The sequence below is a fragment of the Mucilaginibacter metallidurans genome, assembly GCF_003286435.2.
GTDB lineage: Bacteria > Bacteroidota > Bacteroidia > Sphingobacteriales > Sphingobacteriaceae > Mucilaginibacter > Mucilaginibacter gossypii.
In genome coordinates this window covers 818108-841273 of record NZ_CP043449.1, presented here as the reverse complement: position 1 = coordinate 841273, position 23166 = coordinate 818108, and the positions used below count along the sequence as shown (strand labels likewise).

At 42.0% G+C, this 23166-nt stretch carries 19 protein-coding genes; 8 read left to right on the top strand and 11 right to left on the bottom strand.

The genetic code is table 11. The features are described 5' to 3' along the window. Nucleotides 1-182: 182 nt before the first annotated feature. Together DIU38_RS03695 and DIU38_RS03690 are read right to left on the bottom strand one after the other, a co-directional pair. The gene (locus DIU38_RS03695) at nt 183-1532 is read right to left on the bottom strand and encodes a transposase (RefSeq protein WP_244311258.1); all 1350 of its coding nucleotides are present in this window, start codon (nt 1530-1532) and stop codon (nt 183-185) included. A 341-nt stretch (nt 1533-1873) separates the two neighbouring features. Beyond that, entirely contained in the window at nt 1874-5176 is a 3303-nt protein-coding gene (locus tag DIU38_RS03690; protein ID WP_112658479.1) for a TonB-dependent receptor, read from the bottom strand. Nucleotides 5177-5575: 399 nt separating this feature from the next. Between DIU38_RS03690 and lpdA the strand changes: the two genes are divergently transcribed. Further along, nucleotides 5576-6967, top strand: a complete 1392-nt coding sequence (gene lpdA, locus DIU38_RS03685) for a dihydrolipoyl dehydrogenase (protein WP_091174351.1) — start codon at nt 5576-5578, stop codon at nt 6965-6967. Between the two features lie 246 nt (nt 6968-7213). After that, nucleotides 7214-8053, top strand: coding sequence for an MBL fold metallo-hydrolase (locus DIU38_RS03680; RefSeq protein ID WP_112658477.1), 840 nt, complete (start codon nt 7214-7216; stop codon nt 8051-8053). A gap of 831 nt (nt 8054-8884) precedes the next feature. On the opposite strand, the gene DIU38_RS03675 is transcribed toward DIU38_RS03680, so the two are convergent. Then, nucleotides 8885-10774, bottom strand: a complete 1890-nt coding sequence (locus DIU38_RS03675) for an SPFH domain-containing protein (protein WP_112658473.1) — start codon at nt 10772-10774, stop codon at nt 8885-8887. 286 nt (nt 10775-11060) lie between these two features. Between DIU38_RS03675 and DIU38_RS32890 the strand changes: the two genes are divergently transcribed. Beyond that, a complete protein-coding gene (locus DIU38_RS32890; RefSeq protein WP_167516071.1) occupies nt 11061-11219 on the top strand; it encodes a hypothetical protein in 159 nt (52 codons plus the stop codon). A 153-nt stretch (nt 11220-11372) separates the two neighbouring features. Next, nucleotides 11373-11780 (top strand): hypothetical protein, encoded by a 408-nt coding sequence (locus DIU38_RS03670; protein ID WP_112658471.1) that lies wholly within the window; start codon nt 11373-11375, stop codon nt 11778-11780. Nucleotides 11781-11881: 101 nt separating this feature from the next. On the opposite strand, the gene DIU38_RS03665 is transcribed toward DIU38_RS03670, so the two are convergent. The 5 genes from DIU38_RS03665 to DIU38_RS03645 all read right to left on the bottom strand — a co-directional run bounded on the left by DIU38_RS03665 (nt 11882) and on the right by DIU38_RS03645 (nt 17189). Beyond that, a complete protein-coding gene (locus DIU38_RS03665; protein ID WP_244311257.1) occupies nt 11882-13120 on the bottom strand; it encodes a multidrug effflux MFS transporter in 1239 nt (412 codons plus the stop codon). Nucleotides 13121-13220: 100 nt separating this feature from the next. Continuing rightward, on the bottom strand, nt 13221-14390 hold the full coding sequence (locus DIU38_RS03660) for a BamA/TamA family outer membrane protein (protein WP_243770827.1): 1170 nt from the start codon (nt 14388-14390) through the stop codon (nt 13221-13223). A gap of 200 nt (nt 14391-14590) precedes the next feature. Then, on the bottom strand, nt 14591-14941 hold the full coding sequence (locus tag DIU38_RS03655; RefSeq protein WP_090533047.1) for a glycine zipper domain-containing protein: 351 nt from the start codon (nt 14939-14941) through the stop codon (nt 14591-14593). Between the two features lie 106 nt (nt 14942-15047). Beyond that, the gene (locus DIU38_RS03650; protein WP_112658465.1) at nt 15048-15869 is read right to left on the bottom strand and encodes an alpha/beta fold hydrolase; all 822 of its coding nucleotides are present in this window, start codon (nt 15867-15869) and stop codon (nt 15048-15050) included. 30 nt (nt 15870-15899) lie between these two features. Next, nucleotides 15900-17189: a gluconate:H+ symporter gene (locus DIU38_RS03645; protein ID WP_149354021.1), complete on the bottom strand. Its 1290-nt coding sequence runs from the start codon at nt 17187-17189 to the stop codon at nt 15900-15902. Nucleotides 17190-17557: 368 nt separating this feature from the next. Here DIU38_RS03645 and DIU38_RS03640 point away from each other — a divergent pair, with 368 nt between their 5' ends. Together DIU38_RS03640 and DIU38_RS03635 are read left to right on the top strand one after the other, a co-directional pair. Next, nucleotides 17558-17914: a response regulator gene (locus DIU38_RS03640; protein ID WP_091174373.1), complete on the top strand. Its 357-nt coding sequence runs from the start codon at nt 17558-17560 to the stop codon at nt 17912-17914. A gap of 1065 nt (nt 17915-18979) precedes the next feature. Continuing rightward, nucleotides 18980-19345 carry a response regulator gene (locus DIU38_RS03635; RefSeq protein ID WP_112658461.1) on the top strand — a complete coding sequence of 122 codons (366 nt, stop codon included), beginning with the start codon at nt 18980-18982 and terminating at the stop codon, nt 19343-19345. A 73-nt stretch (nt 19346-19418) separates the two neighbouring features. On the opposite strand, the gene DIU38_RS03630 is transcribed toward DIU38_RS03635, so the two are convergent. The 3 genes from DIU38_RS03630 to DIU38_RS03620 all read right to left on the bottom strand — a co-directional run bounded on the left by DIU38_RS03630 (nt 19419) and on the right by DIU38_RS03620 (nt 21422). Then, nucleotides 19419-19790 carry a hypothetical protein gene (locus DIU38_RS03630; RefSeq protein ID WP_112658459.1) on the bottom strand — a complete coding sequence of 124 codons (372 nt, stop codon included), beginning with the start codon at nt 19788-19790 and terminating at the stop codon, nt 19419-19421. 71 nt (nt 19791-19861) lie between these two features. Further along, the gene (locus DIU38_RS03625; protein ID WP_091174387.1) at nt 19862-20368 is read right to left on the bottom strand and encodes a GbsR/MarR family transcriptional regulator; all 507 of its coding nucleotides are present in this window, start codon (nt 20366-20368) and stop codon (nt 19862-19864) included. Nucleotides 20369-20756: 388 nt separating this feature from the next. Next, a complete protein-coding gene (locus DIU38_RS03620) occupies nt 20757-21422 on the bottom strand; it encodes an O-methyltransferase (RefSeq protein ID WP_112654534.1) in 666 nt (221 codons plus the stop codon). A gap of 289 nt (nt 21423-21711) precedes the next feature. Between DIU38_RS03620 and DIU38_RS03615 the strand changes: the two genes are divergently transcribed. Both DIU38_RS03615 and phnN read left to right on the top strand, forming a co-directional pair. After that, the gene (locus DIU38_RS03615; protein WP_112654532.1) at nt 21712-22509 is read left to right on the top strand and encodes an endonuclease/exonuclease/phosphatase family protein; all 798 of its coding nucleotides are present in this window, start codon (nt 21712-21714) and stop codon (nt 22507-22509) included. Between the two features lie 89 nt (nt 22510-22598). Next, entirely contained in the window at nt 22599-23156 is a 558-nt protein-coding gene (phnN, locus tag DIU38_RS03610; protein WP_112654531.1) for a phosphonate metabolism protein/1,5-bisphosphokinase (PRPP-forming) PhnN, read from the top strand. Nucleotides 23157-23166 lie beyond the last annotated feature (10 nt).

Sequence of the window (23166 nt, the reverse complement as noted above, 5' to 3'; positions counted from 1 at the left end):
GGTGATAAAATTTAAGTATTATTCAAATATAAAAGTATAATTCAAAACAAAGTTAATGTATTGATTAATAATTATTAACCAATACATTAACTTTCACTCACTATGAAATAATGTAAATATATAATCAAATTATTTCTAACGAAAAAAGCCCCGGTCAAATTGTGGCCGTTGCGCAACAGGGCTTAAAATGGCTGAATAATTAAATTGCAAAGCAAATGATTATTCGGCCATTTGCTTTTATAGTCAATGCTGAAAGCAGTTAGTATGTTTGCTATCTTCAATAAACAGGCCGATAATGTATTGATTACGGCATCAGAATGGTTTCCCGGTAGCTTTCTTTTTCTTCTTCTGATTTTTGCAGGTATACCATTGACAAGTTTTTTAAGGTTATATGCAATGGCGGCCATGATCATACATTTATTGGCCAATTCGAGCCCTTTTGTGTTTACCTGTTTCATGCCTGTAAAATTGATCAGGGTGCCCAGTACCGGTTCTACCGTACTTTGTCTTACTTTCCTGGCCTTGCTCCCTTGTCGGGTTTGCATGCGTTCATGCATTTCTATATAAAGGTCTTTAGCTACGGAATCCTTAAACACTTTAAAGCCTTGCAGATTAGCGCAGGTGCTTTTAAGCGGACAGTCCCTGCAATCTTTAACACTGGTACGATATATCTTATGGGTATTATCGTTCTCTGCTTTTTTGAAGTTGTGAAAAGTAAGGTTTTTGCCTTCAGGACAAACATACCGGTCTTGCTCCCCGTCATAACTGAAGCCCTGCCGGCTTTCCCTGCTTTGACATCCTGGCCTGTTAGGTATGAAGCCTTTAATATGATTACCAGCTAAAAACAGAAGCGCCGCTTCACCGCTATAACCTGTATCGGCAAGCACATCTTCTATTTCCATGCCATTATCTTTAAGGTTTCCGGCGACATGGGTAAGGATCTCAGGTAGGCATGGTGCATCTCCTTTATCTGCATGGAAGGCCTGGATGTGTGTAATAACGTGGTTTTGTGTATCTACGCTTATATGAGCCGAATAGTTCAGCCGTGTTGTTTTTCCGGGTTTCACCGATAACCGGGCATCAGGGTCTGATGGGCTGTAACGCTTGCTGTTCGCTTTCTTATCAACTTTAGCATTCTTTCTCGGCTTAGGCTTAGTGTTTTCATCCGGTATGTCCCCAGCCGGGGCTTCATCATTATGATCGTCCAATTGCTTGCCATAAGTTGCCGCATCATTCATGATCTCGCGTTCTACCAAACTTGACATAGCTGCATTGGCTTTGACAAATGCGCTATCGATAGCCTGTCTTTTACCTGCTACCAAACCTGCATCAATACACTTTTTCAGAACCTGTTTAAAGACAGCTGTAAACTCCTCTTCTCCGTAAAGCTGGCGTGTGCGGCTTAATGTCGAATGCCAGGGAAGTTCTTCATCCAGATCATATCCTATAAAATAGAGGATATCCATGCGCATACGTGAGGTAGCAATAATGCGCCTATCGCTATTCAGGTTCTCTAAATAACCAACAAGCATTAGTTTGAAAAACACAACCGGGTCAATGCTCTTTTGACCCTCTGTACCATAATATTTGCTGTCGTATCATAAACAAAGTTCAGATCGAGTATACTTTTCAAACGCCTGTAGAAGTTATCTGCTGGAACGTAGTCTGAAAGCTGAAACCGGATAAAGAGCTTTTCCTGATAATCTTTTTTGCCTTGCATATCCTTAATATACAAAACAAATATCTGATTGTCAAATGTTTATAAAAAAACTAACCCAATCGAACTTTATTCGACTGGGTTAGTTGAAAACCTCAGTTTAGTTGCGCAACGGCCACAAATTGACCGGGGCTTTAAATCATATGGTAAATTCAATTAGTTAAAGAGATACCTTAAACCAATTTGAGCTTGCCAGCGTGATACCTGCGAAATACCGTTACCAAAAGTTGATGTAAGCGGGATCTGGTTTTTATCATCAAAATAAGGGAACGAGAATGTTGGCTTACCGATGTTAGGATCATTAGGGTTAGCATTGTTAGCGTATAAACCTTTAAATGATAACGGGCTTGTACGGTTAACAAACTTAAAGTTACCCCAGTTCCTGTTCAGGAAGTTACCAAGGTTAATAATGTTAAACTCAAACTGTAAGGTATTTTTAACTTTACCGGTTGAAGCATATAAATCTTGAGTGAAGTTAAAGTTAACCAGGTGGAAGTATGGCAATACCAGAGCATTACGCTTAGCATATTGACCGCGGTGTTTGCTCAGGTATGGGTCCTGGTTAATAAACGCGTTCAACTGCTGGTAAGTTTGGTCAACAGTACGAGGGTCATTTGCGTTATCTTTTACCAACACGATATCACTTGCATCTTTAGGGATGTACATCAAATCGTTGGTAGTTTGACCGTCACCGTTCAAGTCGCCATTATAAGTGTATGAAGCAACACCGTTGTTAGCGCTTTCGTAGGTTAAACCAACCGAAGTAGTAAGGTGTTTGATATAATCCTTGCGGAATGATACCGAAGCGATGATACGGTTTGGCTGGTAGAAGTTAGCATATGAAGTAACATCAGCATTAGGATCGCCGGATACAACACGGTCTCTCCAGGTTGACTGGGCGATAGAACCACCGTCATTAACCGAGCGTGAATCAGAGTGAGTATAAGCTACGTTAAAGTAAAACTCTTTAAACGTTCTTTGTAACTGGCCGGTAACGCTGTAAGTATAACCTTTGCTGGTGTTTTTCATCAGGATAGCATCGGTAATATTAGGCACCGCCGCTGTGTTACCACCCTGGGCAGCAGGGATTGAAGGATAAACAGTAGTACTGCTGTAACGGATCCGGTTATCGCTGCCAACCAAAGCCTGGCCTGATGTAGGCAACGCAAGGTTAACAAAGTATACCGAGTTGATATCTTTTGAATAGATACCTTCTAAAGTACCGATAATGCCTAATGGCAATTTTTGGTCTAAAGCCAGGTTTAAACGGAAGTTTGATGGGAATTTGAAATTCCGGTCGGTAACAACCAGGTTATATGAAGTGTTTGCAGCAGCCCCAGTTGGCCTGTTTTTATTAACATCCGGGCTGAAAACCAAACGGGGGTCGGTTGGTAATACACCACCGGCACCAGGCACAATGCTGTATGAACCAAACTGTACACCATTGTTGCTGGCCTGGTTTGATATATATACATAAGGAACCGGACCGGTAAAGATACCTGCACCACCACGAACTTGTGTGCTGGCATCGCCGTTAACATCCCAGTTAAAGCCTACCCTTGGTGAAATTTGAATATTCGTTTTAGGGAACTGTGAAGTATTGATCTTGTAACCGTCCCTGAAACCCGTTAACGCTGCTGCATTGGTATTATACTGGCTGTCAGTATTGTAAACCGGTAAATCAAAACGAATACCGTAAGTTAGTTTAAAGTTATCGTTAACTGTCCATTTATCCTGAGCATAGGCGCCGATGGTATATGATTTTACAATAGCAAACGGGAACGAGCCATCAGGCAAAGCTGAATAACGGAAATCGTAGCGGGTTGCGGTTGGCAAGCCTTGTTTAGCCGAAGCGTAAAAATCATCTAAGCTTTTAAAACGGTAACCACCATAGTAGTTAGGAGCGAACCCATTTTTAAATTTATTCGATTCATATGATAAGCCAAAGTTAAGCTCGTGTTTACCCTTGTAAAGGGTTAAGTTATCAGATGCCTGCCAGGTATCGGTATTCAATACGTTGTTGGCAGTAAATGGCTCATAACCAAATGAGGTTAAAGTAGTGCCGTTAGGGTTTTGGATATCAACCAATGGGAATGAACCACCGCCCGGAGACTGGCGGAAATCGCGCAGGGCCTGGTAACCTACAGTTAATTTATTGGCAAGGTTTGAGCTGATACGGGTGTTCAACTCGGCAATACCAATATTGAAGTTGTTGTTGATGGTATAGTAAGATGAAAAGAACGGCAACGAAGTGCTGCTTGGTGCACGACCACCTGTAGGCGCACCTGAACTGCTTGGAGGCACATCACGGAAAGATTTCAAATAGAAATATTTCAATGATAAAGTATTATTTTTGTCGATATTCCAATCCAATTTGGCAGCGATCTTATCTGATTGCGTACGTAACTGGTAGTTTTCAAAAGCACCCGGATTATAACCATAAGTAGTTTTAAGGAAGGTAGACAAGGCTGTCAAATCAGCATAAGATGCCTGTGAAATGCTACCGCCGGCAGTTTGGCCATCGCGTAAAGCGGTGTAAGAAGTAGCCGGATCTTTGATCCTTTCCTGCTCGCCTGATACAAAGAAGAATAATTTGTTTTTGATGATCGGGCCACCTAAGCTGATACCACGTTGGTTATAATCAACTGTTGGTTTTTGAACATCGGTAGTAAGCGTATGTAAACCTACTAAACCAGCCGAGCGTTTGTAGTAGTAAACGCTACCTTTAAATTCGTTGGTACCCGATTTGGTTACGGTATTGATACCGGTACCGGCAAAACGGCCCTGGCTAACGTCGAAAGGAGATACAGAAACCTGGATCTGCTCAATCGCGTCTAATGAAATTGGCTGTGAGTTTGCCTGGCCACCTAATGTGTTTGATAAACCAAATGAGTTATTGAACAAGGCACCGTCAACAGTTAAGTTGTTACCATTACCGTTACGGCCGCCAAATGAAGTACCATTTGCAGTTGGAGTTAATTTAGTGTAATCATAAATTGACCTGCTAATAGTTGGTAAACGATCGATCTGGGCGCGGTTAATAATCTCCTGAGAACCTGTTCTTGAAGTATTGATAACCTTGTTCTGTACACCCGAAACCACAACTTCCTTAAGTTCGGTATTGGTTGGTGCAAGTTTAGCGTTGATCTTAAAGTCCTGACCTAATGATAACGTTATGTTATCCTGGCTGAAGGTATTAAAACCAATAAATTTAAAACTGATAGTGTACGGACCACCAACACGGATGTTTGGCAAGTTGTAACGGCCGTCGGCGCGGCTAACAGTTGAATAATTAGTACCTGTGGGTGTGTGTAACGCGGTAATGGTTACACCGGGGAGTGGTAATCCCTTTTCATCAACCACTGTACCAGACATGCTACTTGTAGTAACGTTTTGCGCGAACGCAAAGTTTAGTGTGAGCAGCGAAAAAATGAATAAAAGAAGGTAATGCTTCCTCATAAATTGCTTTTTTAATTATACGTTTAATTAATTGGCGCAAAGATAATTAATGAACTAATTACCAATGTTAAGTTAACGTTAACAATTATTATATATTTATCAACATTTTACATTATAAGTATAAAAACCATAAAACAATCGCCAAAAACAATGAAAATATTACAAATAATATGGTTTAAATCATACCCGGGCTTAACGGCTGCTTTACGCCCTTTACTTTTATGACACAGCGCAGATATAAATAACGCGTGGCAGGTGATATATACCGGTAGTACATTTTTTGATTTCAGCCCTTTTCCTTAGCTTTGGCATTCAAAAAATAGGGGGCTGCGGAAAAACCACAAAAATCCGCGCAGCTTATTTACCTTTGAAACGAAATTAAAGTATATCAATAATAATATGGATTACGATGTAATTGTTATTGGGTCTGGTCCGGGTGGCTACGTTGCTGCTATCCGCGCTTCCCAGCTTGGTTTAAAAACCGCCATTGTCGAAAAAGAATCATTAGGCGGTATCTGTTTGAACTGGGGTTGTATCCCAACCAAGGCTTTATTAAAAAGCGCCCAGGTTTTTGAATACCTTAACCACAGTGCCGATTACGGTATTAAAATTAACGGCGCCGGCGAAGTTGATTTTGCCGCGGTTGTTAAAAGAAGCCGTAACGTTGCCGATGGCATGAGCAAAGGTGTTCAGTTTTTGATGAAGAAAAACAAGATAGATGTTCTTGTTGGCTTTGGTAAATTGAAAAGCAAAGGCGCTGTTGAAGTTAAAGCCGCCGACGGTACAGCTAAAACCTACAGTGCAAAACACATTATATTAGCAACAGGCGGCCGCTCGCGCGAGTTACCTAACCTGAAACAGGATGGTAAAAAAGTTATCGGTTACCGCCAGGCCATGGTATTGCCGCAGCAACCCAAATCAATGGTTGTAGTTGGTTCGGGTGCTATCGGTATTGAGTTTGCTTATTTTTACAACTCAATAGGCACAAAAGTTACCGTAGTTGAGTTTTTAGATAATATCGTTCCGTTAGAGGATGAGGATGTATCAAAAGGATTAAACCGCATTCTTAAAAAACAAGGTATCAACATCATGACCAGTTCAAATGTTGAGTCGGTTGATACCAGCGGCGATTTGTGCAAGGTAACTGTAAAAACAGCTACCGGCACCGAAATTCTTGAAGCCGAAATCGTTCTTTCTGCAGTAGGTATCGCTACCAACCTTGAAGGCATCGGCCTTGAAGAAAACGGTGTTAAAACCGATCGCGGCAAAGTATTGGTTGATGATTTCTATCGTACCAATGTTGAGGGCGTTTACGCCATTGGCGATATTGTTAAAGGCCAGGCCCTGGCACACGTAGCATCTGCCGAAGGTATTATCTGCGTTGAAAAAATTGCCGGTCAAAACCCTCACCCGCTCGATTATAACAACATTCCGGGCTGTACCTATTGCTCACCAGAAGTTGCTTCTGTTGGTTATACAGAAAAAGCAGCTAAAGAGGCTGGCTATGAAGTTAAAGTTGGTAAATTCCCATTCTCGGCATCGGGTAAGGCAAGTGCTGCCGGCGCTAAAGATGGCTTTGTAAAAGTGATATTTGATGCCAAATACGGCGAGTTCTTAGGCGCTCACATGCTTGGCTACAACGTTACCGAAATGATTGCCGAAGTAGTTACCGCCCGTAAACTGGAAGCTACCGGTCATGAGATCATCAAATCGGTACACCCTCACCCAACCATGAGTGAAGCTGTAATGGAAGCCGCTGCCGAAGCTTACGGCGAGTGTATCCACTTGTAGTATTCTGGCCCATGGTCGATAGACCACAGACCATGGTTGATAGTTATAGCGACAACGCATATTTAAAGCCTCAAATTAAATGCAGTGCATTTGGTTTGAGGCTTTTTAGTTTCATAGCTTATAACTACAGCTTATCTTTAAAATATTATTCTAATTTAGCCCTATCAGCACGTTATAAGTCACGCCCATTATCTATGGACCATCGACTATGGACTATGAACTATGAACCATCAACCATGAACTAAAATGAAACTACACACCATCGATACCGGCTTTTTCAAATTAGATGGCGGGGCTATGTTTGGCGTTGTTCCTAAAACCATCTGGAACAAAACCAATCCCGCCGATGAAAACAACCTTTGCACCTGGGCCATGCGCTGCCTGCTGGTTGAACATGAAAACAGGTTAGTATTAGTTGATACCGGCATAGGCAACAAGCAAAGCGAAAAGTTTTTCAGCCACTACTATCTTCACGGCAATGCAAGTTTAGATAGTTCGCTGGCCTCTCTTGGTTTCCACAAGAATGATATTACCGATGTATTTTTAACCCACCTGCACTTTGACCATGTGGGCGGGGCCGTTGTACGCGAGGGCGAAAACCTGCTCCCTGCCTTTAAAAACGCCACCTACTGGAGTAATCCTAAACACTGGGATTGGGCCGTACACCCTAATGAACGGGAAAAAGCTTCCTTTTTCAAAGAAAACATCATCCCGATACAGGAAAGCGGCCAGCTAAAATTTGTTGATACTGAAGACGGCATTAACTTTTTGAAAAATTTTGAGGTCCGCTTTGTATCCGGGCACACCGAATCAATGATGCTGCCGCTTATTAACTATAAAGGAAAAAAGGTACTCTATATGGCCGATCTGCTACCATCTGTCGGGCACCTGCCTATCCCCTACATAATGGCTTATGATATGTTCCCGCTTCAAACGCTTACTGAGAAAAAACTATTTTTAAACGAGGCCCTTGAAAAAGAATACATACTATTCTTTGAGCACGACCCGGTTAATGAATGCTGCACTTTACAGCAAACAGAAAAAGGCATCCGGGTTAAGGACACATTTAAACTAAGCGATTTATAACCTTTATTGGTTTGGAGATTAGGAAAGGCCGTTAAACGTTATTTTTATTAAATAGCATAATATTAAAGAAGCGTCATTGCGAGGTACGAAGCAATCCCAAACTGCACAGGGCGGCCCTACTAATCGGGGATTATTAATATTTATAATTTGTTTTTTATAGATATTAATGAGCTCCTTTCAGTCGGTTGTCTTCGTGCCTTATAATGATGCAATTGTAAGTTATTGATTATTAATGGTGTTTTTTTTTAAAATCGAACAACATGGGCGTTGCCTGCGGCCCGGGCTGTACGCTCATACTACACGAGGCCTTAGCCACAGGCCGGTATCCGCTCCCATCCCTAACGCGGCCCCGCTCACCATCGCTAAAAAATATCTTGAACGTCATTATGATTTTTCCAGGGTTTCCCTGGTAGTTACCCACAATGACGCCTTGTTTAATACACACTTATAAAATTAACGCATACTTGTAAAAACACAAAAGGCATCCCCTCGCGGGATGCCCTTGTTCATTGATCGGTTTAGGTTAAAAGCCTCGTCAATTAAATCAGTGCGATTGAATCATAAAGCCGGATACTATCACAGCAACCTATCTCTAATCTTCAAGCTCTGATCACTATAAAAAAGGTTTAGGTATAAAGAACGTATTATCTTTTGGCCGGAGGCGGCATTTAATTACCAACCTCCAACCGTTGATCTCTTCAATAAAAAGGTTTAGGATTTTGAGTTATTTTGTACTCTTCCTCAAAAATCTCTCATCACAAACCTTAACCATGATGCATGATTTGAAGGGATTACATAACCAACCTGCAAATTTTTATGCATCTATTTTAATTATTCGCCTTTAGTGGTGGCATCGCTCTTTCCCTGGTTTTCGATCTGCAGTTTTTTGAGCATTTCGGTACCTATCAAGGCATCAATCATACCGCCGCTACCACCCTCTTTGCCGCTTACCAATATCTCAGGAACCAACCTGATACCTGCAGCAGCCAAAGCTTCGGCCACACGCACTATGGCGTATTGTTCGGTACCCATGGCTTCGGTTTTTTGTTTGGTAACCTCGGCTTCTGATAAACCTATCGCTTTGATCTTGGCACCTTCGGCCATACCATTCACCTCTGTGGCGTTAGCGTCGGCTTTGGCGTTCACTGTTTTTGCTTCGGCATCGGCCTTGGCTATCGTGATCCTTACCTCGGCATCGGCTTTTGCGTTGATGGTCTTAGCTTCTGCCTCACCTTTTGAAGCGGCAACCCTTGAAGCAGCCATCTGGGTGTTAATCTCAACCTGGCGGGTTGATTTTACTACCTCAGGCTGCATATCGGCACCCGCACGGGCACTTTCAAATTCTTTACGTTCTATCTGCGCGTGGCGCTGTATCTCGTAAGTAACCTTTTCCTCTTCGGCCAGTTTACGGTCGGTAAGGGTTTTCATCAGCGCTGCCGGAGGTACTATGTCACCTATCAGGGTATCCACACCAATTACGTTGTAGGTTTCCAGTACGCGGCCAATGTGTTCGCGGGCATCAGTTTGCCTTTGGATACGGTTGGCCAGGAAGCCGATCACATCACTTTTTTGGGCCGAGTTACGGAAGTAGTTGGCAATGGTTGGCTCCAGCACCTGCGATACCAGGTTTTTCATTTTACCAAACCTTGCTATCACTTTCGGTGCCTCGTTACGTGGCACGTGGATGATCTGTGACACATCCAGGTTAAAAGTAAAACCATCGCTTGACCTTACCGTAATGGTACAAAGGTTCTTATCCAGTTCGTGCGACTCGGTGCGGCTATCTGCCCAGTTCAATACGATGTTGGTTGTGGGTACAATTTCAACAGCGTGGGTATAGATGTTTACCGGGTGTTTACCGGGGTCGAGCGGTTCGTCCCAAACACCTTTTTCGTTACGCTTAACAATGTTACCATGTTTAAAATTATCACCACTGGTATCCTTACCTTCGGGGCCTACGAACGAGTTCACAACGCCAACATAACCAATAGGGATATAGATCATATCTACCTGTTCAACACTCACAAACCATGGGTTAAGATAATAGGTACCGGCAAGTATCACATCCTCCTGCAACCCTTTACGGCCGCCGGCGTTGATAAAGGCTATCGGATCCTGGTAGTTTTTATGTCCATGTACCGATTCGCCCGCTATCTCACCTTTATTCAATGGTTCACCATCAAGTGTGGTAATAATCCCCACTTTATTTTCGTGGATCTGCGTGATAGGCACCATCTCAATATCAAACAAAAATGCATTGATACGGTAACTACCTGGTGTAAGGAAAGCTGCCTGCGGGCCTTTTTGGCCGTTGTTATTTAAAAAGGCAATAGCATCCTGAAACTTATCACATTCAACCGGTTTACCCAGTACACGCCCAGTATCAAACGGAGCTCCATCTTTAGCCTTCACAAGGCCAAGCTTGCCCTGTTCAATGATGGTAAAAGGTTGCATGACTATGGTGTACTGCCATGGCCACATTTTCCAGTATAAACCCGGGGCAAGCGCTTTGGCCTGCATACCGGCTTCGCCCTGGGTAGCTATGATACGGCCATCGGGCAGGCGGCTATTACCTGTAAGGGCAAACTTTTTGATCACCAGTCCGATACGGTCGTCAGGAACGATTACCATGCCACAAAACACGCGCAAAACAAATTTGTACATCAGCAATAACACTATGACGGGTATAACCCACCACAGACTAACAATTAGATTGTCCATTTTTTTAAAGATTGTTTTTGATTTTTTTAACGGAACCCTTAAGGTGCGGGCCCTCACAATACTTATAGCTTACCTGGAAGAGTACCTTGGCTATATAGTGTCATTAAGACAGTTGCAACTATACTTTGTTACGAAAAATCTTAAAAATATTTTAGGGGCATAGTCAAATTCATGTAATTAATTGATACACAGAAAGTAAATTTTAAAATGATTTTCAGGAAACATTTTACAACAGGTGTAGTTAAATAAGTATCCTATTGTTTAATGAATACTTAACATTACCGCTATGAGTATCCCCAAAGACATCAAAAAAGAAGGTACCAGGATAAGTCCGGCAAAAGCGGGTGGACAAAAAGCCAAAGAGATCAAAACCGAAGGCCCACTAAGTGAAAAAGATGAAGTGAAGCAAGCCGAAGAGCGTACAAGGAAAGGCACGAAGAAATAATAGTGTAAAGTCGATAGTCTTAAGTCGGAAGTCAAAAAGTCTCTTTTTCCTCACCGCATTTCAGACTTACGGCTTTAGGCTAAAGACTATGCCTCCGTTCGCGCTTTCAATTTCAAAAGCAATTGTATAGTTTTATCCAAACATTTTTCTGTTATGATAAAACAAGGCTTTTTATTGTTTGCTGTAGTGGTGCTTTTTATAGCATCATGTAAACCTGAAGTTTCGGTTAGGACGCTTACCGGAAAATGGAAATATATAAAAATTGAGCATCCAGATGCCAGCCCGCCCGATACCGTAAAACAAGCCGAGTTGGATGCCAACGTACCTTATATTCAGTTTACGCCCGAAATGAAATTCCTGATTGTGTGGGGCGGCAAGTTCCTGTCGCACGGCTCTTTTACCCTGAATGGCAGCAACATGAATGTAACCGAGAAACTCCCTGACGGCAAAACCCGCAATTTCGTTTTTTACGTTTCGGAACTAAACGAAAATAAGATAGTTTTTGAAAGTACCGGCCCCGAAGGCTCAAAGGTTACAGCTTTGCGGGCAAGCAAATTTTAAATCAGTTGATTCTTTGCTTGCAGGCCACAAGGTACAGCCTTCTGGCCTGCACTTACAAGTAATTTAAAATCAAGCTAATCCTGTAATCCTAAAATCAAGGTTCAATGTGCCGCAACAACATCTCCCCTGGCTTCAACCTTGTTTTTTATAAACCGCTTGCCAATAAAAACAATCAGGAGTGCCAAAATTGATGACGCCGCCATAACCGCCGCCATGGGCAGCGAACTATGTTGTTTTATTACCGAGATACCGATAGATGACAAGGCCCCCACGGCCATTTGCGATGCGCCTAATATTGCAGAAGCCGAACCCGCATTTTTAGAGAAGGGAGCAAGGGATAATGCTGATGTATTGGGCGCGCAAATGCCAACGCAGCATAACACTCCAAATATCATCGCTATAGTACCACCTATCCCGAACCAATGATTTAATGAACCCGCCAAAAAAAATGTGGAGATAATCACCATTAAAATAAGTGATGCGCCTATCATTTGTTCGCTTTTGTATTTTTTTATCAGCACACTGTTTAGCTGACTTGAACCAATAAACCCGACCGAAAGCCCTGCAAAGATCCAGCCGAACTGTTTTTCGCTTACTTTAAAACCTTCAATAAACACAATGGGCGATGACGAAACATAGGCAAACAAACCCGCGAAAGCGAACGCGCCGCCTATGGCATAGGTTACAAACTGCGCATCCTTTAAAACTGTTATAAAATGCCCTATAATCGGCCCTGGTTTTAAAGAATAAGCAGGATCGGGCTGATAGCTTTCGGGGAGCCAGAATATTACGGACAGCAATATGAGCACCGCTATAATAGTTAATACCAGGAAAATGACCTGCCATTCAAAAGCCGCGGTAATATAACTGCCTACGGTAGGGGCCAGCATGGGCGAAGCACCGAGTACCAGGATCAGCAACGAAAATACTTTGGCATTATCCTCAACCGGGAACAAATCGCGCACCATGGCCATAGCAGCTACGCTTGCAGCACAGCTGCCCACCGCCTGAAAAAAACGCAGTGCAATAAGCATTTCGAGCGATGAAGAGAAAAAACAGCCCATTGATGATACTATATAAAGCCCAAGCCCCCAGTATAAGGGGTTTTTACGGCCAAACCTGTCGAGCAACGGCCCATAAAGTAATTGCCCGGCAGCAATACCAATAAAATAGCTCGATAATGACAGCGCTACCTCATCGGTACTGGTATGCAAGTACTTAGCTATGGCTTTAAAGCCCGGCAGGTACATATCAATAGAAAAAGGGCCAAGTGCCGTAAGCGAACCCAATATGAGGATCAGTACTGTATATTTTTGTTGGGTCATATTTATTTGGTCCATGGTCAATAGGCCATGGTCGATGGTGGTATTGGATTTATTGTATCTTAGTGATTTTTCAAAGCCCAGGCAATTGTCTATGGACCATCGACTATGAACTCCCCTAAAACGCCTCGCCTAAATTAAGACTTATTGATGAAAAGTTTTTGCTCATGCCATAATCGAGGCTGATATTGGTTCCTGTTTTTTTATTGAACTTAAAACGCAGGCCTGTGCCGGCGGCTGGGTGCCAATACACAAAAGCATGGTTTTCAGGCTCGGTAACGGAGTTTACGTTAGCAAATACTACAAAGCCCAATAAACCATTGCGGGTGATATCGCGGCGGTATTCAGTTTCAAAATATACCAGCCTGTCGCCCCGGTAACGGCTTTGCGGAAATCCCCTGCCCGATCGCTGATAAGGTTCCCAGCCAAGACTTGGCAGGTTAAGATAAGGTGTGCGGGGCGTAAGTGTTGTCCAGTAATAGGCCCAGAAAGCCAGCACGTTTTTAGGCCCCGAGTTGGTTAACTGCACATATTTACGCATATCGATATACAGTGACCTCCAGTCGGTATGGCTTCCAAAGGCCTTGGCATTAACCCGGTAAACTATGTTGGTATAAGCCCCGGGTAGTGGATTGATTGAGTTTTTGCGCGAATCATATAATAAATTGAGCGTTACACCCGATGAAAACGCATCCTGATCGGCCGCAGTACCATATTTATAACCGGTAAACTTACGCAGGTTTTGATCGCCGTTGCTTTCAATATCCATATAGTAATCCAAATTATAGCCTAATCCGGCATAAAAGTATGGCTTAATCTGCTTTAACACGCTTTGATAAAAGCGGAGATAATTATAATTTATCAAAAACTTATCCGCTGACCCCTGGTTGCCACCCAAGCCCCAGGTATATTGAGGGTAAACCATCAGCCGGGTATCACCCTGTATATTCCACTCATTATTATTAAGCCAGATATTTGACCGGATAGGCAAGCCGTACCTCCCCTTCAAATTAAAATAAGGGGTAAAAGTAAAGCTTGATAAATTAGTAGTAGCTTCATCCCCCAGGTAAAACCCAGCTGTTGTTGAAGTAAACAATGCTTTTCCGCCACTCCGCCCATCGGTTGTTGAGGTGGGAAAAACAGAAAAGTAGATCTTTTTCCGTTGAGTCGCCTGGTGCCGGGGTTGTATTTTAAAAAGCGAACGTACAATGTCAATAACATCTCGTTGCGGTACTGAATCTTTTTTTATGCTGATGGTATCTGCAACCGGCTGCTGTGCCAGCAACATTGCCGGAATCAAACATAAAACTATTACGAATAACCCTTTTACCATCGTACCTTAAACGAAAAATATTGACTTGCTGTTTGGCTGTTAATAATTTTAATAACGGATAAAACAGGGCAATCGCTTCAATTTAGCTAAATTAATTTAAATAAAAAAGGCCTGTAAGCATTGAAACCTACAGGCCTTTATAACAACCATTTAAATTAATGATAGGTTGTTTGTTTTGTTACGGTTGTTTTGGTTGTGGTATAATGGTGATGGGGATGTGCCCTGCGCCAGGCAATGCGGGCAGCACGCTGCCTTTTCTCTTCGCGCCGGCGGGCTTCATTACCGATAATATAACCGCCACCGGCACCAAGCGCACCGCCAACTAAAGCGCCGCCCGCACTATGCGTAATAAGGCCACCCGCAATTGCACCGCCTGCTCCACCTATGATTGCGCCTTTGCCTTGTTTGCTTATTCCCTTTTTCTGTGTGGTTTGTGCATTGGCAGTGATACTGATGGATAGCATCAGGCCAATTAAAAAGCACATATATATCATTAGCTTTTTCATAATGGTATGTATTTATAAGTGTTAACATAAACACTCATGCAAATAATAGACCATTATCGAAAATAGCGGCACAAAAATTCAACAATTGAATGTTAACCGACAATGTTTATTTCAGGAAAGCCATTACAGCTTTTGAAAATTCGGGAGTGCGGCTGGCGCTGTTATGATCGCCCGGAACGTGAACCAGCTTTGAGCCGGGAATGAGTTTATGAAGAGCAACCTCGTCGCCGTTATCATGATCTTCGGTCCCATCTATGAGCAGTACCGGGATTTTTACCATAGCTAATTCCTGTTTGCTGGTTGATGGCTGCCACTTTTGCTGATAGGCTAAAGCAAGTTCATCAAAAGGGTTACTGTGGATATATTTGATCATCCCATCAACATCATGAAAACTGGTATCGCCCATTAAAGCCTTATAAGCGTGAACCCTTCGCGGCCATTCGGGGTTAGTATAAGCATCGCCCATGCCGCCCATTACCGCCTTTTGAACCCGCTTATCAAGCACAAACACGCGCGAAGTAATGATCGATCCGCGCGAATATCCAACAATATCATATCGTTTAAGCCCCAGGCTTGTAGCCAGGCCCATAATGTCTTTAGCTTCGGCATCGTTAGCATAACCCGCATCATTGTGGGGCTTGTCCGACCGTCCGTTGCCCCTCTGATCCAGTATAATCACTTTATAACCAGCCGTTAACATATCATTATAAAGCTTTCCTTTTTTCCAGCCTTCGCCCGTGCCCGAAAAACCATGTACCAGTATCACCGGGAAGCCATCGCCTTTCGCTTCATAATGGATTTTAACACCATCAAACGAGGTATAATAGCTGCCCGGAGCAGTAACCGGCTGCGCTAATACACAATTGCCGGTAATCAGTATAAAAATTAACAGAGCTAAACTTGCCGATAGTTTTTTGATAACAAGCATATTTTTATTTAATAAACAGATTAATAACGGTTACCCCACAAGCCCTATAACAGAAACAAGCGTTTCCATTAACGACCATGATTTTATAGTATCCTTAATACTTAAATTAAAATACTCTTTATAAAGCCAAAAACCCGAGTCGTTGACGTGCGAAAATGCCAGGCTCCCGGCCCCGATAGATAATACCATTAAATTGGGATTAATATGATTTTGCAAAACCAGCGGCGCAACAATGCCTGCAGCTGTTAGTCCGGCAACCGTTGCCGAGCCCAAACTAATGCGGATAATAGCGGCTATCACCCAGCCTAATAACAACGGCGGCAAATTGAACGATTGCAGCTGCGATGCTATCTGGCCACTTACACCGCTGGCGGTTAAAACTTCTTTAAAGGCGCCCGATCCTGCTATGATCAATAATATCAAGGCCACATCCTTCACGGCATCGGTAAAATTGCCCGCAAGCTGGCCCATGCTTTTACCTTGTTTTATACCTAAAGTATAAGTGGCAACCATAAGCGCTATCAGCATAACAATTGAGGGATCGCCAAGAAATGTGATAAACTTTGCTACACCCGGATCCTGTATGTTAAGGTATGGAAAAAATGCGGTAAGCATTAAAAGCAAAACCGGCAATAAAGCCGTAAAAAAGCTATTGAACGCGCCGGGCAGCTTTTCGGCAGGTAACTCTTCAGCCCTGAAAGTAGCCAGCGGCTCCGACGGGATTTTTTTAAGAAATTGTGCAAACACCGGTCCCGCCAGTATAATAGCCGGAATAGCTATCATAAGTCCGTAAATAAAGGTAGTTGCCATATTAGCGTGAAATAAAGCCACTAATGCCGATGGCGACGGGTGCGGGGGCAAAAAACCATGCGTTACCGACAGCGAAGCCAGCATGGGTAAGCCTATATACACAGCCGGCAGTTTATACTTGTAAACCACCGAAAATATCAGCGGTACCATCAGCACGAAGCCAATACCATAAAACAGCGGAATGCCTATAATAAACCCGGCTGCAACCAGCGCCCATTGAATATATTTTTCGCCTACGGCGGCAACAAGTACACTCGCTATTTTTTGCGCGGCCCCGCTCACAGCAACCAGCTTCCCAAGCATAGCGCCCAGGCAAATAATGATGAGCAGCTGACCTAAAATATCACCCATGCCTTTTTGAACGGAAGCGGTTATCTTATTAATGGGTATGCCCAATAACAATCCTGCAATTATCGAAACAATGAGAAAGGCAATAAAAGGGTTTATTTTTACCAGGCTCACCAGCAAAACCAGTAAAACAATACAAAAAAAGATAGTTAACAGTACCATTAAGTTATAGGTTATGTGTGGCCAGCGGGCGTGCAACCTCAGTATAGGGCACCTGCTGATGCCAACTAAAGTAATAACAAAATTTGAGTTTAGGGTTTTTATATGGTAAAAGCTTTGATAGCCCGGCCTGAATAATCAATAAGCCTTTTAATTTTGTCATTTGTACTTGAAAAACAAGCAGTTTGTGTAACTAACATACAACATGTTGCTATTTATAGCATTGTTTTATTAATTTTATAAAAAATAGTTTTAATTTTGCGTTAAAGTTTTATCCGATTAAGATTAACCCAAACCGCTATTTTACAGGATACTGTAATTTTAACACATACTTTAATACCTTTTCGGCATTTATTTCTTTAACTTTTATTATGGTAAAGCGTATTTTAGTATTAGACGACAATCAAGACATACTTGATATTGTGCATGAAACCCTTACTTATGAACAATTTGAAGTTAAAAGTACATCAATAAGCACCGATGTGCTTCCGTTAATTGAGAGTTTTGAACCGGACCTTGTTATACTTGATTACCGGGTAGCGGGTACCAATGGCGGTGAAATTTGCCGAAACATAAAAGTACATCCTAAATTTGGCAATACTCCTGTTATTATATTCTCGGCCTATGTGAACAATGAAAATGAGCTCATCGGCTACGGGTGCGACGCAATAATCAACAAACCATTTGATTTGACCGAACTTGTTGAAAAGGTTAATAACCTGCTTTAAAAACGTAATCCCAACCTCAGCGGTCAATTTACCTCCCTCTTGCACTATCCATTTAACCTTTATTTCATTTTTTTCTTCTGCTAAACCGGGATAATAATTATAAAAAAGGCAAAGATAGCGCTTTAAAGCATTCAGCATTACAAATACAGCACATTTTCGAGGCATAAATTGATTAATTATCAATACTTAAAGAGCATGATTGAAATATTGGTAATTATTTTAACTTTGTTTTATAGGTTAAAGCAAAATAATTAATTAAATACAATAAGCCCCTGATTGTATTATGGTACTATCAATAAATCAACACGAGAAAACAGAAGTAAAAAAGGCACCAGTATGCCCAAGGTGTAAATCAGAGCTTGATAACCGTGTGCCCAGAGGCTTTTTTGTGAAAAAAGTTTTGTTTTTTCTCCCTTTAAAGAGGTACATGTGCTTCAAATGCCAACGCAAGAGATACGTATTACGATAATTTATTTCATAAAAAGAAATCAACACTTACTTAAAAGTACTTTTCCTTCCTTTTCTTCTTCACCATAATATAGATATTGTATTTTGGCTGCCTGTTATTTTAAGTTTGTGGAAGAAAACGAAGCCAAGTCAAAGAAAAGATATTATTGTTCAAAATGCGGAGCCCCTTACCACTTCCAGATGCGAAGGAGTTGGTTTTTGAAAAACGTCCTGTTTTTTATACCGGTCAGGAAATATTTTTGCGCAAAGTGCAAAAAGTCGGCTCACGTTTTCATCAAATAATTTTCAATTAATCAATTTCTTCGGTGTATTGATACCCTGTTATTATCAGAAAATGCAGATACTCTGCGTTTATACCCCCTCTAATACTGTTATTTTAAAGCCCCGACCTTATTTGTATACAAAAATATAATCGTTGTATATGTTATAAATACAGAATTACAGAGTATTCCCATATAAAGCCGTATAAACTACAAATTTGGATTAAGATAGTTCAGCATAATACTTGGTATAAAAATTGCTCTAATTTTTCTGATATTGTATAAAGCCATATCGCCATTGACTTTTTTGCTGATACATTTTTTTAACAGATTACTTATGCGACGGATATTAGCGGTGGACGACGACAAAGATATTTTAGAAATCATAAAATATATACTGGAAGATTCAGGCTATGAGGTTGATACCTTAACTGAAGGCAAAAATTTGTTTGACCGGATAAAGCAACATGAACCCGATTTGATTTTGCTTGACATTATGCTCGGCAATTTAGATGGCCGTGAACTTTGCAAGACCCTTAAAAACCAACAGGAAACCAAAAACATCCCTATTATATTAATTTCGGCAAGCCATAATCCGGGTATGCTCAGCCAGGCCGGTTCGCCTGATGATTTTATAGCTAAGCCTTTTGATATCGATGTTTTGTTGGATAGTATAAACAGGCAGTTAAGAAATGCCGCCTGATATACAGGATATATTCCCGAAAAAAAACGGAGCAGGCAAATAATCGCCTACCCCGTCAAAACAAAACTAAAAACTAAGCATTTATAGTAAATGCATTTTCCCGTTTAGCACGATTACGCAGCTTAAAGAAAATGACAAGATTTAGGAAATGCATACCGCCCAATATTAAAATTATCCAGCCCACTTTATAACTCAGTACTTCAACCACTACCTGCATACTGGCAATACTGCCATACTCCTTTAAGGCCAGGCCCATATAGCCTATATTTACGAGGTAAAAGCCTACCACAAGCAGCTTGTTCACAGAATCGGCCAGTTCACTGTTGCCGTGAAAAATATCCACTAAAAATATACGCCCGTTTTTAAACAGCACTTTGGCAACCCATACTGTTAATGCTATGCTTGCCAACAGGTAAATGACATAGGTTAAAATAAAGTAGTTCATGATACAAAGGTTTAGTTATTATTAATTATTTAGAATTTTCAGTAAAAATTGAAATTTTTTTGTAAAAAAATTTATTTAAACACTTTCAATATCGAACCAAAAAACCAGTTCTCTTCGGCCTTGAGCATGGTATCAAGTGTTTTGTTCACGTTATTAGCTAGCTTATTTATATCAGTAACCGTGGTTTTAAATGTTTTATAAGCCGGATCTTTTGTATCGCCATCAACCTCAGCCAGTTGATCAAGTATTTTAATGATTGGTGTAAGCTCGCGCTTTTTACGTTCTTCGGCAACACAGCGGGCTATAGTCCATACATCTTTTTCGGCGTAAAAAAACTCCTTACGCTCGCCGGTTTTATGCCGCTTTTCAACCAAACCCCAATCAATGAGGTCGCGCAGGGTCATATTGGCATTACCGCGTGATATGCTTAATTCGGCCATCACTTCTTCAGTGGTCAAAGCCTCTGGCGAGATCATCAGCAAAGCATGTACCTGGGCCATGGTACGGTTAATCCCCCACTCCGACCCCAGCTTACCCCAGGCCTCAATGAACTTTAACTTTGCCTCTGCCAATTCCATGCACAAATATAAACAAGTTTTTAAACTTTCAAAAAAAAATGAAAATTTAGGTTAGAGGTTAGAGGTTAGAGGTTAGAGGTTAGAGGTTAGAGGTTAGAGGTTAGAGGTTAGAGGTTAGAGGTTAGAGGTTAGAGGTTAGAGGTTAGAGGTTAGAGGTTAGAGGTTAGAGGTTAGAGGTTAGAGGTTAGAGGTTAGAGGTTAGAGGTTAGAGGTTAGAGGTTAGAGGTTAGAGGTTAGAGGTTAATGCGCTTTCACTTGCTTTGTTTTAAAAAATGTAAAATAAATATGCACCACATTCTGTACGTGCAAACACAGCTGTAGCAAAGGAGCCAACGGTTTGTAAAGCACTCCGTTTACCGAAACAGCCCGCCGACGTGGTATTAAAAAATTACTTCACAACAGCTATAGCCATGCCATCATGCTCCTTGGTACCTACTGTTTGGATAATGGTGGCTGTTACCTGTTGGTTGGCGGCAAGCACTTTATTAAAACGCTGCACCCCGCTAACGCGCTCATCATCACAGTTATCATCAAGTACTTTACCTTCGCGGATTACATTATCTGCAACAATAAGGGTACCGGGCCTGGAAAGTTTAAGCGCCCATTCAAAATATTCGGTATAAGGTGGCTTATCGGCATCAATAAAGATCATATCAAACGGGCCTTCATCATTGGCTTCAAGGGTTGCGAGGCTCTCCATTGCTTTGCCTACTTTAATTTCAACCACAGGGTCCAAACCGGCTTCGATGATATTCAGGCGGGCAACATCAGCATAAGCCTGCTCCAGTTCAAGCGTAATGAGCAGTCCATCGGCAGGCAGCGCGCGTGCCAGCCAAATGGTACTGTAACCGCCAAGCGCACCTATTTCCAGGATCTTTTTCGCACCGCATAAACGGGCCAGTACCTGTAAAAATTTACCCTGGTTAGCCGACACATTGATACCCGGAATACCGGCATCCTCCATTGATTTCAAAGTACCTTTCAGCACCGCGTCTTCATCCTCAAACAAATTACCTATATACTGATCAACCGATTCAAAAAGTGAAGTATCCATAACGCTAATTTTTTATTATGATAAAATTAAACACGAACTAAAAGCAAAACGCAAAAAGCCTAAAGCTAATGAACTGGTTTAAATTTAAATTGCTATATGTGAAATTAATAGTTTTATAAACCTGTTTGCCGAAAACACCTTGCCTCTTGCCACGCTGATTTGGAACTTTTATACTGTAGATTTTACATGGGTTAACCGGCAGGTTCCTGATCAGCATCGCCAGGCCGGTGTTGTCAGTTAATAATTACCGAATATTGATTGTATAATTTAGATTGCTGATATTGCCTGAGTGGAAAATGTTAAAATTGTCACCATAAATACATGGAAATGTGATGGTGAGTATCGGGTGCGCATGGGCATACTTGCCAAACAACTTAAACAATTAAAGCCTCATGTTATAGCTTGCCAGGAATGTTTTTACAGTGAAGAAGCAAATGCCGATACCCTGAATTTTCTGGCTGCCGAATTAAATATGCACTATTGTTTTTTACCGGGCCGGTCAAAAAAACGCCTGTTTGAAGGCAGGGTGGTCAACAGTACATCGGGCCTGGGCATATTATCAATTTACCCGGTTACCGAAGCCGGGAATTTTGATTTACCTGTAGTAGTCGAAGATAACGACCGCAAAGCTTTCCGGGTAAACGTAAACCTGCCATCGGGAAAAACAGTTACTGTTACCACTACCCATCTCACACACCTGGGGCAGCATAAAGGCCTAAGAAAAGCCCAGGCCGAAGCCCTTGCGGGTTTTGTTATTGAGGAAACCCCAAAGCCATACCACATTATTTGCGGCGACTTTAATGCTACACCCGATTCGGAAGAGGTTATGACTTTCCGGGAATTATCTAAAGCTGCTGATTGTTATACCGAAGGCAATGGTACAGAACCGAGATACAGCCTTACGGATGCCTATTACAAAGCCAACAAACAGGTATGTGTTGATCAGATTTTCACTTTGCCCTTCCCCGGTACGGATAGTTACCCGCGATTTATTGATTCGGCAGTGGTATTAAATGTGCCTGATGAAGAAACCGGCTTATACCCGAGCGATCATTTCGGTATCACCACAACACTTGTAATAAATTGACTATAAACAACCTGCCGTCAATCGGTAATTTTACCATCCAAAATATAGCGGTTCAAACAATCCGCTCTTTTCATCCATAAAAAACCACCATGAGCAAGCTATTTTATGTTATTGGCGCATCCGGAGCAGGCAAAGACACCTTGATGAATTACGCCCGCAAGCAAATTAACGGATCGGAAAATGTGGTATTTGCACACCGGTATATTACCCGTCCGCCATTTTCTGGCAATGAGAACCACGTTAGCTTAACCAATGAGGAATTTGCATTAAGAAGCAAAGCCGGGATGTTTGCTTTAAGCTGGGGCAGCCACGATAAATACTATGGCATAGGCCAGGAAATAAACAACTGGCTTAATAAAGGCTTTAATGTGGTGGTTAACGGATCGCGCGAATACCTGCCCGTTGCACAACGGCTCTACCCCGATCTGATAGTAATATTAGTAACTGCGAGTCCCGAAGCTATTGCAAGTCGCCTGGTTGGGCGAGGACGGGAAAACACTGAAGAAATAGCCAATCGTATAGCCCGCACTGCCGAACTCAACACCAATCTCGAAAACTGCATCCAAATACAGAATGACGGTGCTATTGAACTTGCCGGGAACGAACTGGTAAACCTGATCTCGGTAACGGAAAAACAACTGGCTTAAACCTGCTTTC

Excerpts from the sequence above, each read along its gene's own strand:
- DIU38_RS03695 (WP_244311258.1), bottom strand. The coding sequence starts at position 1,532 with ATGCTTGTTGGTTATTTAGAGAACCTGAATAGCGATAGGCGCATTATT.
- DIU38_RS03690 (WP_112658479.1), bottom strand. The coding sequence starts at position 5,176 with ATGAGGAAGCATTACCTTCTTTTATTCATTTTTTCGCTGCTCACACTA.
- lpdA (WP_091174351.1), top strand. The coding sequence starts at position 5,576 with ATGGATTACGATGTAATTGTTATTGGGTCTGGTCCGGGTGGCTACGTT.
- DIU38_RS03680 (WP_112658477.1), top strand. The coding sequence starts at position 7,214 with ATGAAACTACACACCATCGATACCGGCTTTTTCAAATTAGATGGCGGG.
- DIU38_RS03675 (WP_112658473.1), bottom strand. The coding sequence starts at position 10,774 with ATGGACAATCTAATTGTTAGTCTGTGGTGGGTTATACCCGTCATAGTG.
- DIU38_RS32890 (WP_167516071.1), top strand. The coding sequence starts at position 11,061 with ATGAGTATCCCCAAAGACATCAAAAAAGAAGGTACCAGGATAAGTCCG.
- DIU38_RS03670 (WP_112658471.1), top strand. The coding sequence starts at position 11,373 with ATGATAAAACAAGGCTTTTTATTGTTTGCTGTAGTGGTGCTTTTTATA.
- DIU38_RS03665 (WP_244311257.1), bottom strand. The coding sequence starts at position 13,120 with ATGGACCAAATAAATATGACCCAACAAAAATATACAGTACTGATCCTC.
- DIU38_RS03660 (WP_243770827.1), bottom strand. The coding sequence starts at position 14,390 with ATGTTGCTGGCACAGCAGCCGGTTGCAGATACCATCAGCATAAAAAAA.
- DIU38_RS03655 (WP_090533047.1), bottom strand. The coding sequence starts at position 14,941 with ATGAAAAAGCTAATGATATATATGTGCTTTTTAATTGGCCTGATGCTA.
- DIU38_RS03650 (WP_112658465.1), bottom strand. The coding sequence starts at position 15,869 with ATGCTTGTTATCAAAAAACTATCGGCAAGTTTAGCTCTGTTAATTTTT.
- DIU38_RS03645 (WP_149354021.1), bottom strand. The coding sequence starts at position 17,189 with ATGGTACTGTTAACTATCTTTTTTTGTATTGTTTTACTGGTTTTGCTG.
- DIU38_RS03640 (WP_091174373.1), top strand. The coding sequence starts at position 17,558 with ATGGTAAAGCGTATTTTAGTATTAGACGACAATCAAGACATACTTGAT.
- DIU38_RS03635 (WP_112658461.1), top strand. The coding sequence starts at position 18,980 with ATGCGACGGATATTAGCGGTGGACGACGACAAAGATATTTTAGAAATC.
- DIU38_RS03630 (WP_112658459.1), bottom strand. The coding sequence starts at position 19,790 with ATGAACTACTTTATTTTAACCTATGTCATTTACCTGTTGGCAAGCATA.
- DIU38_RS03625 (WP_091174387.1), bottom strand. The coding sequence starts at position 20,368 with ATGGAATTGGCAGAGGCAAAGTTAAAGTTCATTGAGGCCTGGGGTAAG.
- DIU38_RS03620 (WP_112654534.1), bottom strand. The coding sequence starts at position 21,422 with ATGGATACTTCACTTTTTGAATCGGTTGATCAGTATATAGGTAATTTG.
- phnN (WP_112654531.1), top strand. The coding sequence starts at position 22,599 with ATGAGCAAGCTATTTTATGTTATTGGCGCATCCGGAGCAGGCAAAGAC.